Here is a 15,321-nt window from a genome sequence, read left to right as displayed (position 1 = left end):
CTGTCTATAGCAGGTTCCGGGGCGGGTTCTATGCACCCTTTTCCACACGGACCGGCAGGATGCGGGACTTCTTCACAACTCCATAGGCAAAACTGGTCTCGATGGAGGCGATTCCCGGCAGTTTCTGGATCGTGTGGCGCACCAGCTGCTCATAATCATCAAGGCTGCGGGCGACGATTCGCAGCTCGTAGTCCGCCCCGCCCGTCATCAGATAGCAGTCCAGAATCGCGTCGGTTTCCGCGATTTTCTTCTCGAAAGCCTGCACGTTTTCCTGCGAATGATTGGCGAGGCGGATGCGCACCAGGCAGGTGATGGGATAGCCGCAGGCCTTCTGGTCGACGAGGGCAGTGTAACCCTGGATCACCCCGGCAGCCTCCAGATTGCGCACGCGGCGCAGGCAGGGCGAAGGCGAGAGGCCCACTTCCTCGGCCAGTTCGAGGTTGGTGAGGCGTCCATCGCGCTGCAGGGCGCGGATAATTCTGGCATCTATGGCATCCATACACGACTGTATTGGCATATTCTGCCAATCTGCAAGCAAAAGACGACGCAGTTCGGCACCTTTCGCCCACAATCCCATGGTAGAATCTCCTTAAAGATGGAGATCCCCATGGCATTCGATGCGACCCGCCCTTTAGGCCCCGCCACCCGCGCCATTCATCATGGCTACGACCCGGCTAAAAACGACTATGCGCTGACACCGCCGGTACATCTGACGTCGACCTTCGCCTTTCCGGACGCGCAGACGGGCGGCGCGCTGTTTGCCGGTGAGGCCGAGGGCCACATCTATTCCCGCATCTCGAACCCCACTGTCGCCCTGCTGGAAGACCGGATCGCCAGCCTCGAAGGCGCCGAAGCGGGCCTCGCCACTGCCAGCGGCATGGGCGCCATCAGCTCCCTCATGTGGACGCTGCTGAAGCCAGGCGACGAGATCATCACCGACCAGACGCTCTATGGCTGCACGTTTGCCTTCATGCGCGACGGCCTCTCGCGTTTCGGCGTGAAGATCACCCATGTCGATCTGCGCGACCCGGCAAACCTCTCCGCCGCGATCAGCGAGAAAACGCGGATCGTCTATTTCGAGACGCCAGCAAACCCGAACATGCGGCTTGTCGACATTCGCGAAACGTCCCACATCGCGCACGCGGCCGGCGCGCTTGTGGTAGTGGATAACACCTACGCCTCTCCCCTGCTGACCCGGCCGATCGAACTCGGCGCCGACTTCGTCGTCCACTCGGCCACCAAATATCTGGGCGGGCACGGCGACCTTGTGGCGGGCATGGTGCTCGGCCGCACTGAGGCCATCAAGGACGTCCGCATGATCGGCGTGAAGGATATGACCGGCTCCGTCATGTCGCCCTTCAATGCGATGCTGGTGATGCGTGGACTGAAGACCTTGCAGCTGCGCATGGCGCGCCATTGCGAGAGCGGACAGTACGTAGCCGAATGGCTGGAAGCCCAGCCGGGCGTGGAGACTGTCTACTATCCGGGCCTCGCCAGCCATCCGCAGCATGACCTCGCCACGCGCCAGATGGACGGCTTCGGCGGCATGATCGCATTCGAGCTCGCGGGCGGTTACGAGGCGGGCATCGGGATGATGAACCGGCTGCAGCTGATCCGCCGCGCCGTCAGCCTCGGCGATGCCGAAACGCTGATCCAGCACCCGGCCAGCATGACCCATTCGACCTATACGGAAGAAGAACGCCTCGAACATGGCATCAGTAATGGCCTGATCCGCCTCTCCGTCGGATTGGAGGATGTCGAGGACATCCTGGCAGACCTCGAAGCGGCGCTGGCCTAAGCCCTACTCAACCGGGCTTTCTTCATCCAGCAGGTCGGCTTCCTTGCTGCTGGCGCGTTCGGCGGCGACTTTTTCGTCGATCGTATTGTCGGCGGCGACGTCGGCGGCCTCGCTCGTGTCGACGGGGGCTTTCGGGCGTGGCGGCGCTTGCGGCGGCCGGGCGGCTGCACCGGGTGCCGGCTTCGTGCTTTTCAGCGCATCCTCTACGCCGCTGTCGAAGCGGACGCGGTAGATCGGCTCCGGCAGGGTGAAGCCACCTTCCTCCAGTGCATCCTTGGTCGCCGCGATGGCGAGGCCTCGGGCCTTGCCGAAATTCGTCTCCCGCTGGTCGACCCACCCCATGAAGCGCAGCACGATATTGGAATCGCCGACCGTCTGGATGAAGGCCTCAGGCTCCGGCGTCTGCAGGATGAAGGGCAGCGCCTTCATCCGGTCGAGGCCGAGCTGCATAGCCGCGACCGGATCGTCGGCCGCATCGACACCGAGATCGAACTGGAACCGGCGTTCCGGATTGCGGGTATAGTTCAGGATCACTGCCTTGAAGACGGTAGAGTTCGGGATGCGCAGATGATTGCCGTCCAGCGTCATCAGGACGGTGGAGCGGGAGGTGAGCCGCATCACCTTGCCTTCATGCTGGTCGATGACGACATGCTCGTTCGCGCGAAAGGGCTGGCGTACACTGAGCATGATGGAGGAGATGTAGTTCTCCAGCGTGTCGCGCACGGAGAAGCCGATGGCGAGGCCGATCACGCCCGCCCCGCCGAGGATCGTGCCCATCATCGCCGTCGCGCCAAGAATGTTCATCGCCGCAATCAACGCGACCAGCAGCATCACGATGCGGAATGCGCCGGAGACGAGCTCCACCAGGAATGGGTTGGGCAGAATGAGGCGCCAGAAGCTGCGCCATGAGGCGAGCAAATGCCCGAAAAGCACAATGACCAGGAACACGCCCAGCGACACGCCGTAGAGCGGCAGGGCGCGGTAGACTTTCTGCAAGCGGCTGGACGGATCTCCGAAGATCGATGTGGAACTGTCCTCCACCGCGAGGCGCCGTTCGATCTGGTTCTCAACCGTGACGACGCCATTCACGCGCAAGGCAATCTCCTCGGCGCGGGTGACGGCGGCACTGCTGGCCACTTCCCCACCCAGCGTCACGACGCCATGGTTCACCTCCACAGTCACCCGGCGCAGCGTCGCGATCTCGGCAAAAATTTCCGAGATGCGCGTTTTGATCTCCGCATCGCCTGCCTGCGGCGGGGGCGTCTGGATGGCGGGGGTCGGGTCTGTCGGCGGCTCAGGTGCCTGCGCCAGCGCGGCCGGGCTCATCAGGACGAGGCAAAGCACCATCAAGCCGGCGAAGAGCCAGCCCGTCAGCACGGCGGGAACGCCGGTCAGGTTTGAACGCGAATTCACTCTCCCAGAATACACGAGACGCAGAAAGGTTCCATCCGCGGCGGCAAGGACGAGCCAACAACTTTGAACTTATTCCCTGACCAGAGTGGGGAATTGGCGAGAGCGATGCATTTCCTCTTGTCCCCGAGCAATTCGGCACCGACTGTTGGCGGTCCAGATTCTTTCCTCACCCGTCTGCATCCAAATAGCTGCCTCGCGGCATCCTCCTCATGTTCGCCGAACTTCAGGCGGGAGCAAACCCAGAGGGACTTCCAGATCATGAACACCTATTCGAACCGCGAGCGCTCCAAAGCGCTGGCGGAAGTTATTGCCGTCGTGGCTATCGCGTTTCTTTCCAAGGCCGCGCTCGATCATTTCTTCTGGCGATTTTCCGGTCCTGTTTCTCTCATCACGCTGCTGGTTCTCCTGACCGTCTATCTGCGACGCCGGGGCATATACTGGTCAGGCATGGGACTGCGCGCAGTTCCGGGAGCGAAGAGCAAATGGCTCATGGTGCCTCAGACCCTGCTGGGCATCGTCGCGATCATCGTTACCGGCGTTGTTACGCAAGTGGCCTTGCAAGCCATCGGAATTGAGCCCCTGCCAGAAGGCCAGGACGCGGCAACGGATCGCTTTACTGGCATCGCCGGAAACCTGCCAGTCTATCTGATGTGGCTTGCCATCGGCATCGTCAGCGGCGGACTGGCAGAAGAAATGTTCTTCCGCGGCTATCTCATCACGCGGCTGCAGACAGCCTTCAAAGGCCTGCCTCTGGCACCTGTTCTGGCTGTCTTCATCGCAGGGCTGATCTTCGGATATGGTCATTTCTATTATCAGGGCCTCAGCGGATGGATCACGACGGGCATGATCGGGGCCGTCATCGGCGGCCTGTTCGTGCTTTACAAGCGAAACCTCTGGCCCCTGATCATCGCCCACGCCTGTGTTGACGCGCTCGGCATCACCGGCATGTACATGGGATGGGATATCTAGCCGCGCGTGGAGCGGCCCGAGCGGACTATTTCACCACCTCGAACTCGTCCCCGAACCAGAGGGGGGAGTTGGCGAGGTCGATGAACTTCTTCTCGTCCTCCAGGAGTTCCCTGCCGGCTTTCGCCGCCGCCTCGCTGGTATTGGCGGCCATCGCCTCTTCGCTTTCGAACCAGAGTTCGGCGACGCCGTCATAGGAAGGCGGCCCGCCGCGGCTGGCCTGCATACCCGCATTCATTTCATCGTACGCCGTATGGTTCTGGACATAGCGGAGGATGCCGAGCACCTCCGCATGCTTGGCCACTAGCGGGGCGTGGGTCTCCCGCCAGTAGGTCTGGAACTCCTCCCGCGTGAGATGCGGTAGGCGCCGCAGACAGAAAGTCAGCTTGATCACAGCAGGTCTCCACCGGCTGCGGCGGCGCTGGTGCCGTCTTTCTTGTAGGCGCGGATCACGTTCTTGCCGGTGATCCACTTGTGCACTTCATCCGGCCCGTCAACGAGGCGCTGGGAGCGGATGTGGGTGTACCAGGCGGCCAGCGGCGTATCGAGCGAATAGCCGAGCGCGCCGTGCAGCTGGATCGCGGTGTCCACCACCTTGTGCACCATATTGGCGAGGAACACTTTCGCAATGCCATTCTCCTGGCGGATGTCCATACCGTTCTCGGCCTTGTAGGCGATGTGCATCAGCATCAAGCGCGCGATGTAGAGCTGGCTGGCACATTCGGCCAGCATGAACTGGACGCCCTGACGGTCTTCCAGCTTCTTGCCGAAAGTTTCGCGGCTGGTGACATGTTCCGTCGCCAGATCAAGTGCGCGCTGAGCCATGGCGACATTGTGCATGCCGTGACGCAGGCGCCCATAAGCAAGCCGGTGCTGGCCCATGGCGAACCCCTGCCCTTCGCCGCCGAGCAGGTTCTCTTCCGGCACGACGAGATTCTCGATCTTCACCTCGGCATGGCCACCGCCCATTTCGGCATAGTGCGGCCCGTGGACCGCCATGGTGGGGATATCGCGAATGATGTTGTAGCCGGGGTTCGGCAGCTCCACGATGAAGGTGGAATATTGCTGGTGGCGCGGCGCTTCCGGATTGGTCTTGGCCATGACGACTGCGATGTCGGCAGCGGTGGCGGCGGAGGAGAACCATTTCTCACCGTTGAGGACGTAGTTGCCCTTGCCGTCTTTCACGGCGGTCGTCTTCATGCCGGTGGCGTCGGCGCCCGCGGCCTTCTCCGTCATGGAATAACAGATCCGCTTCTCGCCATTGATCAGCGGCTTCAGGTATTTCTCTTTCTGGAAGTCTGTGCCGTGTGCCAGCAGCGTCAGCATGGTGGCATCGTCCGGACCCTGGGAGTTCATGGAGAGCGCGCCGAGATGGCTCTGCCCGAGTTCCATCTGGACCAGTGCGTTGGCGAGCGGCCCGAGGCCCATACCGCCATGCTCGACCGGGAAGAAGGGTAGCCACAGACCCTTCGCGCGGGCCTTGGCGCGCAGCTCGGCCAGCACTTCCTTGTAGGGCTTGCCCGCCGCCATCGCCTTCTCGGCGGGGATGCATTCTTCCTGCACCCATTTGCGCACGCGCTCGCGTACTTCTTTCGCCTCTTCCGGTATCGTGAAATCAATCGCCATGTTTCGCTCCCTTGTCTTTTGACGGGGAGGCTAGTGCGGAACGACGCGCCCGCAAGCCTGACTTCGCGTCAGATCCTTTTGAACGTGCCCCTTCTTTCCTGGCACGATCGTGCTTACCTTTGCACCATGACCCATGATCCATCCGGCCATCATGATCACGAACATTCCAGCGGTCACTGCCACCACGACCATGCGGCAGAGCCGGACAAGCCCGACAGCGCCTATGACCATATCCCGCCCGGCTATACCGGCACGGTGTGGACCTGCCCGATGCACCCGCAGGTGCGCGAAACCTCCAACACAGGCTGCCCGATCTGCGGCATGGCGCTGGAAGCTGAAACAGCCACAGCAGAAGAGGACACGTCCGAACTGGATGACATGACAAGGCGTTTCTGGGGCGGTGTCGTCCTGTCCGTGCCATTGCTGGTGCTGACAATGGGCGAGATGATCCCCGGCATCTCCCTGCCCGGCTTCACGAAGACGCCTGCCTTCAACTGGGTGCAGGCCACGCTGGCAACGCCGGTCGTCGCCTGGTGCGGCTGGCCCTTCTTCGTGCGCGGCTGGCGCTCCGTCGTGAACCGCAGCCCGAACATGTTCACCCTGATCGCGCTCGGCACGGGCGTCGCCTATTTCTATTCGCTGGCCGCGACTGTGGCACCCGGCATCTTCCCCGACACCCTGCGCGGGCATGACGGGCGGGTTCCGGTCTATTTCGAGTCTGCCGCCGTCATCACCACGCTGGTTCTGCTGGGCCAGGTGCTGGAGTTGCGGGCGCGGCGGGCAACCTCGGGGGCGATCCACGCGCTGCTGCAACTGACCCCGCCAACCGCCCGCATCGTGCGCGAGGATGGCAGCGAAGAAGACATTGCGCTTGAAAATGTAAAAACCGGCGACCGCTTGCGCGTGCGCCCCGGCGAGAGCGTGCCCGTCGATGGCGAAATCCTCGAAGGCAGCTCCAGCGTGGATGAGTCCATGGTGACCGGCGAACCTGTACCGGTGGAAAAGAGCACGGGCGACAAGGTGACCGGCGGTACCGTCAATCAGACCGGCGCCTTCGTCTTGGAAGCCACTCATGTCGGCGACGAGACGCTGCTGTCGCGTATTGTGAAAATGGTGGCAGAGGCCCAGCGTTCCCGCGCGCCGATCCAGGGACTGGCCGATACCGTGTCGGGATACTTCGTGCCGGCGGTCGTGCTGATCGCGGTGGCCACCTTCGTCATCTGGCTGGCGGTGGGACCGGAGCCGCGCTTCGCCCACGCCCTCGTCAATGCCGTTGCGGTGCTGATCATCGCTTGCCCCTGTGCACTAGGCCTCGCCACCCCGATGTCGATCATGGTCGCCACCGGCAAGGGCGCGCAGGCGGGCGTGCTGATCCGCAATGCCGATGCGCTGGAGACGATGGAAAAGGTCGACACGATCGTTGTCGACAAGACTGGTACGCTGACCGAGGGCCATCCGGAACTCGTCACCGTGGAATCGGTGGAGGAATTTTCCGAAGACGACCTGCTCAAGCTGGCCGCCGGAGTCGAGACCTCCTCCGAACACCCCCTCGCCGCCGCCATCGTGCGGGGCACGGAAAAGCGGGACCTGACGCCCGGCAAGGCGTCCGGTTTCCGGTCGACGACCGGCGAAGGCGCCGAAGCGGAAGTGGACGGCCGGAAGGTCGCCGTCGGCAATGCAAAGCTGATGCGGCGCATCGGTGCCTTCGACGAGGCACTCGCCAGCAAGGCCGATGACTATCGCACCAAAGGCCAGACCGTCATGTTCGTCGCCGTGGATGGCAAGCCCGCAGGCCTGGTCGGCGTCGCTGACCCGATCAAGGAGACGACACAGGAGGCCATCGACCGTCTGCATTCTGAAGGCCTCCGCGTCGTCATGCTGACCGGGGACAATGAAACCACCGCCCGCGCGGTGGCCAAGACGCTCGGCATCGACGAGGTGCAGGCCGACGTCTCCCCGGAAGACAAGAAGGACGTGGTCGCAAAACTTCAGGCGGATGGTGCGGTAGTGGCCATGGCGGGCGACGGCATCAATGACGCCCCGGCTCTCGCCCTGGCCAATGTCGGCATCGCCATGGGTACCGGAACGGACGTCGCCATGGAAAGCGCGGGCGTCACCCTGGTGAAGGGCGACCTGATGGGCGCCGCAAAGGCCCGCGAACTCAGCCGCGCGACGATGCGGAACATCCGCCAGAACCTGTTCTTCGCCTTTGTCTACAACTCGCTCGGCGTGCCGGTGGCGGCAGGTATCCTCTACCCCTTCTTCGGCCTGCTGCTGAGCCCGATGATCGCCGCAGCGGCGATGAGCCTGTCTTCAGTTTCCGTCATAAGCAACGCATTGCGTCTCCGTGCGTTGAAGCTTTGAACAGCGCGGTCAATTCCGCGGGAAATTCGAATGCGTGAAGACCAATACGAGCAAGGGTCGCTGACCCTTTCAGGAACGGTGGCCATGGGCACTGGCGTCATGATTGGCGCCGGCATCTTTGCGCTGACAGGACAGGTCGCCGAACTCGCTGGGAGCCTCTTTCCGCTGGCCTTCCTCGCGGCAGCGATCGTGAGCGGCTTCAGCGCCTATTCCTACATCAAGGTGTCGAACAAGTATCCGAGCGCGGGCGGCATCGCCATGATCCTGAAGCGCGCCTATGGACCGTCGACTGTGACAGGCGGTGCGGCCCTGCTGATGGCCTTTTCCATGATCATCAATGAGAGTCTCGTCGCCCGGACCTTCGGCACTTACACCTTGCAGCTTTTCGGCATCGAAGGCGGCATGCTGGTGCCGTTGCTGGCCGTTGGCCTGATCATTCTCGCCTTTGTAATCAACATTGCCGGAAATCAGCTTATCGACCGCATCTCTCAGATTACAGCAATCCTGAAGATAGGCGGAATACTGATCTTCGCCCTGGTGGCGCTCTGGGCAGCCGGCTTCAGCTTTCAGCCCGCAGAAAAGGATCTCGTAAGCGACACTTCACCCGGCGGCTTCCTGGCCGGTGTGGCTCTGGCCATCCTTGCCTTCAAGGGCTTCACGACCATCACCAATAGCGGCGACGAGGTGAAAGACCCGAAACGGAATGTCGGGCGGGCGATCATGATCTCGCTGGCCATCTGTACATTTGTCTATCTGCTGGTCTGTTTTGCAGTTGGGTCCACGCTGTCGATCCCGGATATCATTTCAGCGAAAGACTATGCACTGGCTGAAGCCGCCCGGCCTGCACTCGGCAATTACGGGCTGTGGTTCACCGTGGCGATCGCGATTATCGCGACCGCTTCCGGCCTGCTTGCCAGTCTTTTTGCGGTGTCACGCATGCTGGCCATGCTGACCGATATGAGCCTCATCCCGCATGAACATTTCGGTATGCCCGGAACTGTCCAGCGTCACACGCTCGTTTACACTGTGGTCGCTGCCGCACTTCTTGCTGCCTTGTTCGATCTCAGCCGGATCGCGTCTCTCGGGGCAATCTTCTACCTTGTGATGGACATTATCATTCACTGGGGTGTGTTCCGGCACCTCAGAAAGGATGTAGGTGCAACGCCGCTTGTGTTGATCACGGCCATGGTGCTGGATGCCTTGGCGCTCGCCGCATTTCTTGTTCTGAAATGGCATGCTGATCCGGCCATTGTCCTGATCGCTGCATCGGGCATCCTGATTGTCTTTGCCTTCGAACGCTTTTTCCTGAAAGTGTGGCGGAGCGAATAGAAGCCGAAATACGTCGGGCTTTCCATACGCAATTCCGTTCACTGTGTTCAGGAACGCGCAGCCTGATCGTAATCGACCTGCGTCAGGTAGAGCCCGTCTGCCGGGGCGATAGGGCCACATTGCGTGCGGTCGGCGGCGGCGAGGATATCGGCGATCCAGCTGACCGGTTGCTTGCCCCGGCCGACATCGACCAGGCTGCCGACCATGGAGCGGACCTGCCGGTGGATAAAGCTCTGCGCCCGGCAGGTAACGATGACGCGCTCACCTTCCCGCCAGACCCTGATCTCGTTCAGCGTCTTTACGGGCGTCAGCGCCTGGCAGTCTGTATCGCGGAAGGTGGTAAAGTCATGCGTGCCGACCAGCGCCTGTGCGGCCTCGTGCATCTTCTCTGCACTGAGTTTTGACGGCACCCGCCAAGCAAGCCCCCGGTCCAGCGCGAGGTCTGCCCGCCGGTTGATGATCACATAGCGATAATGCCGCTGGGTCGCATTGAAGCGTGCGTGAAAGTCTTCGCTGACTTCCTCCGCCTTCAGCACCGCAATCGGGTGCGGGCGAAGATGGAAGTTCATCGCATCGGCAACCTTGCGGCCCCGGTCGATCTGAAGGTCCATATGCGCGACCTGGCCGGTCGCGTGCACACCGCTGTCAGTACGGCCCGCGCCGAACACCTCGACGGGAGCGCCATCCAGTTGCGCAGCCGCCGCCTCCAGCGTGCCCTGGACCGTCGGCACATCCGGCAGCTTTTGCCAGCCCTGGAAGGGGCCGCCATGGTATTCGATGAGGAGTCTGTAGCGGGGCATCGGCCCCGCCCCTAGCCGAAGGCAGCCGGATACGTCAATTCGCCCGATTCCGGTGCGCCCGGATTGATGGCGTGCGCCATGAAGGCCGGACCCGACCAGGGCGCGACAAACGGCTTGGCCAGATCGGCCGAAAATCCAAGCTTCGTATAGAATTCCGGATGCCCGAGCACGAAGACCAGACTCTCGCCCCGCCCGGCCATGACCAGCAGGCCCATGCGGACAAGTGAACTGCCGATTCCCCGTCCCTGCAGTTCCGGGAGCACGCTCATCGGCCCCAACCCGACAGCAGACGGCTTTCCACCTATGAGGATACGAAAAAACTCAATATGGCCGACCAGTTCATCCCCCCTGTGTGTGACAAGCGACAGGAGAGAGTCGTGATCCGCATGCAGGTGCCGCACAATGGAGGCCTCTTCGGTGCCACCGAAGGCCAGTGTGTTGAGGGCGGCGACTTTATCAAGATCTTCAGGCTTCAGCCGGCGGATCCAGGTTTTGTTCATTTGGTGGCCGTTCTGGTCGCAACAACAAGGCATGGGGACCCTGCTGGGCCCTCATACCCCTTTAGATATTACCAATCTGGCGTCCGGCACTGACCCCCCAGCACTTCCTGCACCCTAGGCTAGAACTGGTGAAGTTGCAACAGTTCTAAACACACGCAGAAATTACATTTGCTCAGACAAGCATCGTGTCCGGAGGGATCGGCTGGCCATTCAGGAAGACATCCGAGTCGAGCGGCTTTCCGCCCGGTTTCTGCAGGCGCGTCAGGCGCACGGCGCTGCCGTCCCCGCAAGCGACCAGCAGATTGTCGTCCAGCACCATGCCCGCAGGCGCGGACGTTTCGCGGCCTGAAAGCCGGGAATTGAGCAGCTTCAGACGCACTGGCGTTGCGCTGCCCGGCGGGGTCCATTCGCACCACGCGCCCGGGAACGGTGACAGCCCCCGGATCTGGCAGTCCACCTCACGCGCCGGGCGGGTCCAGTCGACCTTCTGATCTGACGGGCCCAGCTTGTGGGCATATGTGATCCCCTCTTCCCGCTGTGGCCGGGGCGTCAGGCTGCCATCGGCAAGGCCGGCCAGCGCGTAAGGGGCAAGCTCTGCGGCGAGGTCCGCCAGCCGGTCATGCACGCTGCCGGCGGTGTCTTCGGTGGTGATCGGTGTGCGGCGCGAGGCGAGCACCGGACCGGTATCAAGCCCGGCATCCATCAGCATGGCATCGACGCCGGTTTCCGTGTCGCCCGCCATGATGGCGCGCTGGATCGGCGCGGCGCCCCGCCAGCGCGGCAGGATCGAGGCGTGCATGTTGAGGCAGCCAAGGCGCGGGGCATCGAGGATCGCCTGCGGCAGGATCAGGCCAAAGGCAACGACCACGGCGGCATCGAGGCCGAGCGCAGCGAATGCTTCCTGCTCCGGTTCTTTCTTCAGACTTTTCGGTGTGCGGACTTCCAGCCCCCGCGATTCGGCAAAAGCGTGGACAGCCGTTGGCATCAGCTTCCTGCCACGGCCGGCGGGGCGCGGCGGCTGGGAATAGACGCAGGCAATGTCGTGCCCGGCCGCGATCAGCGCTTTCAGCACGCCAACGGCAATATCAGGGCTTCCCATAAAGGCGATGCGGAGCGGGTTGGTCATGGGCGCGGACTTATCGGTTAATCAAGGGCTTGCAAAGCGGCAGGCTGCCGCCGGTCTCAGGCGCCGCCATTTGGCGCGACTTCGAGCACGACCTTGCCAGCGCCCTTGCCGGAAAGGGCGAAGACCATGGCCTCGCCGAACTGGCTGAACGGGTAGACCTTGCCGACAGGTGGACGGATCTTTCCGTCAGCTGCCCAGCCCGCAATTTCCTGCAGGGCAGCAATCGCCTGAGGCAGCTCATATTCGAGATGCTGGCGGACATCGACGCCCATCAGGGCCGCGCCCTTCATCAGCGTGAGGTTTGACGGCAGCGCCGGGATCGGACCGCCGACAAAGCCCACCACCATGTGCCGTCCGCGCCAACGCAGTGACCGGAAGGCAGGTTCAAAGAGCGGGCCGCAGACAGGATCAAAGACCACGTCCGGTCCCTTGCCGCCAGTCAGCGCCTTCAGCCGGTCGCGCCAGCCTTCGGGCTCTGTGTCGATGACATCGTCGGCGCCATGCGCCAGCGCGAAGGCACGCTTCTCTTCCGTAGAGGCCGCGGCAATGACGCGGGCGCCGAGCGCCTTGGCGACCTGGGTCGCTGCAGACCCGACACCGCCTGCCGCGCCGAAGACGAGCACCGTCTCACCTGCTGCCAAAGCGGCGCGATCCTTCAGGCCATGCTGGGCTGTCAGGTAATTGAGGGGCAGACTGGCCGCTTCGACGAAACCGATCGTCTGCGGAAGCTTGATGACCATGGCTGCCGGCGCGAGCGCATATTCGGCAAAGCCGTTCGCCGTCATTGTCATGACCCGGTCGCCCACGGAGATCCCGGAGACGCTGTCTCCGACCGCTTCGACGATGCCAGAGACCTCTCGGCCCGGTGTGTGCGGCAGCGGTGGTTTGACCTGGTAGCGCCCCAACGCAACCAGCGCATCGACATAGCCGACGCCGCACGCAGCCACGCGGATCAGTACCTGGCCTTTTTTCGGCGCAGGTGTTTCGACGTCCTTGAACTGGTAGCTTTCGAGCGACTCGAGCGTCTCGGCGACAACGGCTTTCACGGTGGGATCCTCACAAGGCTGGGCGTCCTGCGCTGATCCGGGCGATCAGGCGGCGTCTTCGCGGATTTTACGCTTGGTTGCCTTCTTCACCTTGTCGATCGCGCGCTGGCGCTTGAGGCGCGACAGATAGTCGATGAACAGCGTGCCTTCGAGATGGTCCATCTCGTGCTGGATGCAGACCGCGTAGAGATCCTCGGCCCATTCCTCGATCTTGAAGCCATCATAATCGAGATAGCGGATGAGGCATTTGGAGGGACGTTCGACCTCGTCGAAAATGTCCGGCACAGAGAGGCAGCCCTCTTCATAGGGCTGGGTTTCTTCCACGGTCTCGACGATTTCCGGGTTCACGAAATAGCGCGGCTGAGGCTCCTCGCCTTCCTTGGCGAGGTCCATCACGATAACGCGCAGCGGCACGCCGATCTGGATCGCGGCAAGGCCAATGCCCGGCGCGTCGTACATGGTTTCCAGCATGTCATCCATGAGCGCGCGGATCTCGTCGGTGACGCCGCCCTCAACGGGCTTTGACACCTCTTTGAGGCGCGGATCAGGAACAGTGAGGATTTCGCGAATAGCCATGATTTTCAGATAGGCGCGCGCCCTCGCCCGGTCAACGGCCTGCCATCATTCCGCTGCTGGCAGACGTTTCGGGTCTCCGAAGTCCAATTGGCCGCTTTCCGGCGTGTTTGCGCGGGATTCGATGGGCTTCGGTTCTGCCGGGGTCTTGTTCGGCGGGGCGATCTTCATGTCCTCGAACTTGCGCAATGTCGGCAGCACGCGCTTGTCGAAAGAGCCCATCATGGAATTGAAATGGTCGACCGAGCCGTTCAGCGATTTGCCGAGCTTTTCGATATGACCCAGCATCACGCCCATGCGGGTGTAGAGGTCTGCACCGAGATGCGCGGCCTCCATGGCGTTCTCGTTCATCTGGTGCTGGCGCCAGAGATGGGCCACCGTGCGCGCGAGCGCGATCAGCGTCGTCGGCGTGGTCACGATCACGGACCGGCTCATCGCCTTCTCGATCAGGTCAGGAGAATGTTCCAACGCAGCAGCGAAGAAATTCTCCCCCGGAATGAACATGGCGATGTAGTCGAACCGGTTGCCGAGATTTGACTGATAGTCCTTGGAAGCGAGCGTATTCACGTGGCGCTGGACGCTGGCCGCATGAGCCTTCAGGTGCGCGGCGCGTTCGGCCGGGTCCTCGGCATTTACCGCCGCCATGTACGAGGCCAGCGAGACCTTGGAATCGACCACGATCTGCCGTTCGCCCGGCAGGTGGATCACTGCGTCCGGGCGTTGACGGCCCGCTTCGGTATCGTCGTGCACCTGCTCAGAAAAGTCGCAATGCGCCGAAAGGCCCGCCTGCTCCATCACATTGCGGAGCGTCATCTCCCCCCAGCGCCCGCCACCTTTCGGGGCCGTCAGCGCGCTGACCAGCTTGCCTGTTTCGGTCGTGTTCAGCTTCAGGCTCTCATGGATCGCCTTCACCTGTTCCTGGATGGCCGACTTGTCCTCGGTGCGGACTTTCTCGATCTCGTCCACGCGTTTCTTGAAGGCGTCGAAATTCTCGCCGATGGGCTTGATCAGCTCCTTCAGCTGGCCCTGCGCGCCTTCCTTGTGCTTCTCGAACGTCTCGTTCGCGAGCTGCAGGAACTGGGCATTGGCCTGCCGCAGCACGCCCTGCGCCATGTCGGCAAAATTCTTCTCGTCCTCGGCGCTGCGGGCCCTGGCCTCGGCCAGCGCGATCTCGGCTTCGCGGGCGACCGATTCCAGTGTCTGAGCGCGCTGCAACGCCGCTTCGCGCTCATCGGTGGCGCGCTCCAGGTCCAGAGTCAGCCGCTCGGCCTTCTGCTGCGCCGTGCTGAGCTGCATCCACGCGATTACGCCTGCCCCGAGGGCGAGGAAGAAGAGGATCAGGTGGGCAAGATCAAAATTCTGCCCGGCAATGGTGACGATCGGTTCCATTCAGCCTCTCTGGCATGATTCCAGAGGAACATATACGGAACGAATGTAGCTGTCGACTAAAACGGCAGTTTGAAGCCCGGCATCATGCCGCCGAAGCCGGCAGTGGCTTCCTTCATGGCCGCTTCCATCGCCTCGTCGAGGCGGCGGCGGGCGTCGGCATGGGCGGCCTTGATCAGGTCTTCAAGGATTTCCGGCTCGTCGCCCATCAGGCTCGGATCAATGCTGAGGGAGACGAGCTCCCCCTTGCCGCGCAGGCGCACTTTCACAAGGCCTGCCCCGGCCACGCCATCAGCTTCGGTCGACTCGATCTTGGCCTGCACTTCCTGCATCTTGCCCTGCATCTGCTGGGCCTGCTGCATGATCTTGGCGAGGTCTTTCATTGTCGGGTCCT

The 15,321-nt window shown here is 62.5% G+C and carries 15 protein-coding genes; 4 read left to right on the top strand and 11 right to left on the bottom strand.

Features of this window, described 5'->3' with window-relative positions:
* Positions 1–28: 28 nt before the first annotated feature.
* A complete protein-coding gene (locus HY17_RS04905; RefSeq protein ID WP_034763462.1) occupies positions 29–499 on the bottom strand; it encodes an Lrp/AsnC family transcriptional regulator in 471 nt (156 codons plus the stop codon).
* 108 nt (positions 500–607) lie between these two features.
* On the opposite strand from HY17_RS04905, the gene HY17_RS04900 reads away from it, so the two are divergent.
* Complete coding sequence (locus HY17_RS04900) at positions 608–1,798, top strand: methionine gamma-lyase (RefSeq protein ID WP_034763449.1); 1,191 nt, start codon at positions 608–610, stop codon at positions 1,796–1,798.
* A 3-nt stretch (positions 1,799–1,801) separates the two neighbouring features.
* Here the strand turns inward: HY17_RS04900 and HY17_RS04895 are convergent, their stop codons facing one another.
* Complete coding sequence (locus HY17_RS04895; RefSeq protein WP_139068874.1) at positions 1,802–3,211, bottom strand: mechanosensitive ion channel family protein; 1,410 nt, start codon at positions 3,209–3,211, stop codon at positions 1,802–1,804.
* Between the two features lie 258 nt (positions 3,212–3,469).
* Here HY17_RS04895 and HY17_RS04890 point away from each other — a divergent pair, with 258 nt between their 5' ends.
* The gene (locus HY17_RS04890; RefSeq protein WP_034763446.1) at positions 3,470–4,180 is read left to right on the top strand and encodes a CPBP family intramembrane glutamic endopeptidase; all 711 of its coding nucleotides are present in this window, start codon (positions 3,470–3,472) and stop codon (positions 4,178–4,180) included.
* Between the two features lie 25 nt (positions 4,181–4,205).
* Here the strand turns inward: HY17_RS04890 and HY17_RS04885 are convergent, their stop codons facing one another.
* A complete protein-coding gene (locus tag HY17_RS04885) occupies positions 4,206–4,571 on the bottom strand; it encodes an EthD domain-containing protein (RefSeq protein WP_034763442.1) in 366 nt (121 codons plus the stop codon).
* Complete coding sequence (locus tag HY17_RS04880) at positions 4,568–5,803, bottom strand: acyl-CoA dehydrogenase family protein (protein ID WP_034763439.1); 1,236 nt, start codon at positions 5,801–5,803, stop codon at positions 4,568–4,570. Before HY17_RS04880 ends, HY17_RS04885 begins: the two co-directional genes overlap by 4 nt.
* Positions 5,804–5,929: 126 nt before the next feature.
* Here HY17_RS04880 and HY17_RS04875 point away from each other — a divergent pair, with 126 nt between their 5' ends.
* Both HY17_RS04875 and HY17_RS04870 read left to right on the top strand, forming a co-directional pair.
* Positions 5,930–8,167 carry a copper-translocating P-type ATPase gene (locus tag HY17_RS04875; protein ID WP_034763638.1) on the top strand — a complete coding sequence of 746 codons (2,238 nt, stop codon included), beginning with the start codon at positions 5,930–5,932 and terminating at the stop codon, positions 8,165–8,167.
* A gap of 30 nt (positions 8,168–8,197) precedes the next feature.
* Positions 8,198–9,496 carry an APC family permease gene (locus HY17_RS04870; protein WP_034763436.1) on the top strand — a complete coding sequence of 433 codons (1,299 nt, stop codon included), beginning with the start codon at positions 8,198–8,200 and terminating at the stop codon, positions 9,494–9,496.
* A 47-nt stretch (positions 9,497–9,543) separates the two neighbouring features.
* On the opposite strand, the gene truA is transcribed toward HY17_RS04870, so the two are convergent.
* The 7 genes from truA to HY17_RS04835 all read right to left on the bottom strand — a co-directional run bounded on the left by truA (position 9,544) and on the right by HY17_RS04835 (position 15,310).
* On the bottom strand, positions 9,544–10,296 hold the full coding sequence (gene truA, locus HY17_RS04865; RefSeq protein ID WP_034763431.1) for a tRNA pseudouridine(38-40) synthase TruA: 753 nt from the start codon (positions 10,294–10,296) through the stop codon (positions 9,544–9,546).
* Between the two features lie 11 nt (positions 10,297–10,307).
* Entirely contained in the window at positions 10,308–10,796 is a 489-nt protein-coding gene (locus tag HY17_RS04860; RefSeq protein ID WP_034763428.1) for a GNAT family N-acetyltransferase, read from the bottom strand.
* A gap of 172 nt (positions 10,797–10,968) precedes the next feature.
* Positions 10,969–11,922: a methionyl-tRNA formyltransferase gene (fmt, locus tag HY17_RS04855; RefSeq protein ID WP_034763425.1), complete on the bottom strand. Its 954-nt coding sequence runs from the start codon at positions 11,920–11,922 to the stop codon at positions 10,969–10,971.
* Between the two features lie 56 nt (positions 11,923–11,978).
* On the bottom strand, positions 11,979–12,968 hold the full coding sequence (locus HY17_RS04850; RefSeq protein WP_034763422.1) for an NADPH:quinone oxidoreductase family protein: 990 nt from the start codon (positions 12,966–12,968) through the stop codon (positions 11,979–11,981).
* 45 nt (positions 12,969–13,013) lie between these two features.
* The gene (gene def, locus HY17_RS04845; protein WP_034763413.1) at positions 13,014–13,544 is read right to left on the bottom strand and encodes a peptide deformylase; all 531 of its coding nucleotides are present in this window, start codon (positions 13,542–13,544) and stop codon (positions 13,014–13,016) included.
* Between the two features lie 45 nt (positions 13,545–13,589).
* Positions 13,590–14,930, bottom strand: a complete 1,341-nt coding sequence (rmuC, locus tag HY17_RS04840) for a DNA recombination protein RmuC (RefSeq protein WP_034763410.1) — start codon at positions 14,928–14,930, stop codon at positions 13,590–13,592.
* A 56-nt stretch (positions 14,931–14,986) separates the two neighbouring features.
* Positions 14,987–15,310 (bottom strand): YbaB/EbfC family nucleoid-associated protein, encoded by a 324-nt coding sequence (locus HY17_RS04835; RefSeq protein WP_034763408.1) that lies wholly within the window; start codon positions 15,308–15,310, stop codon positions 14,987–14,989.
* Between the last annotated feature and the right edge of the window lie 11 nt (positions 15,311–15,321).

Source organism: Hyphomonas sp. CY54-11-8, from assembly GCF_000682735.1.
Taxonomy (GTDB): Bacteria; Pseudomonadota; Alphaproteobacteria; order Caulobacterales; family Hyphomonadaceae; genus Hyphomonas.
This window is presented reverse-complemented; position numbering and strand designations above follow the sequence as displayed.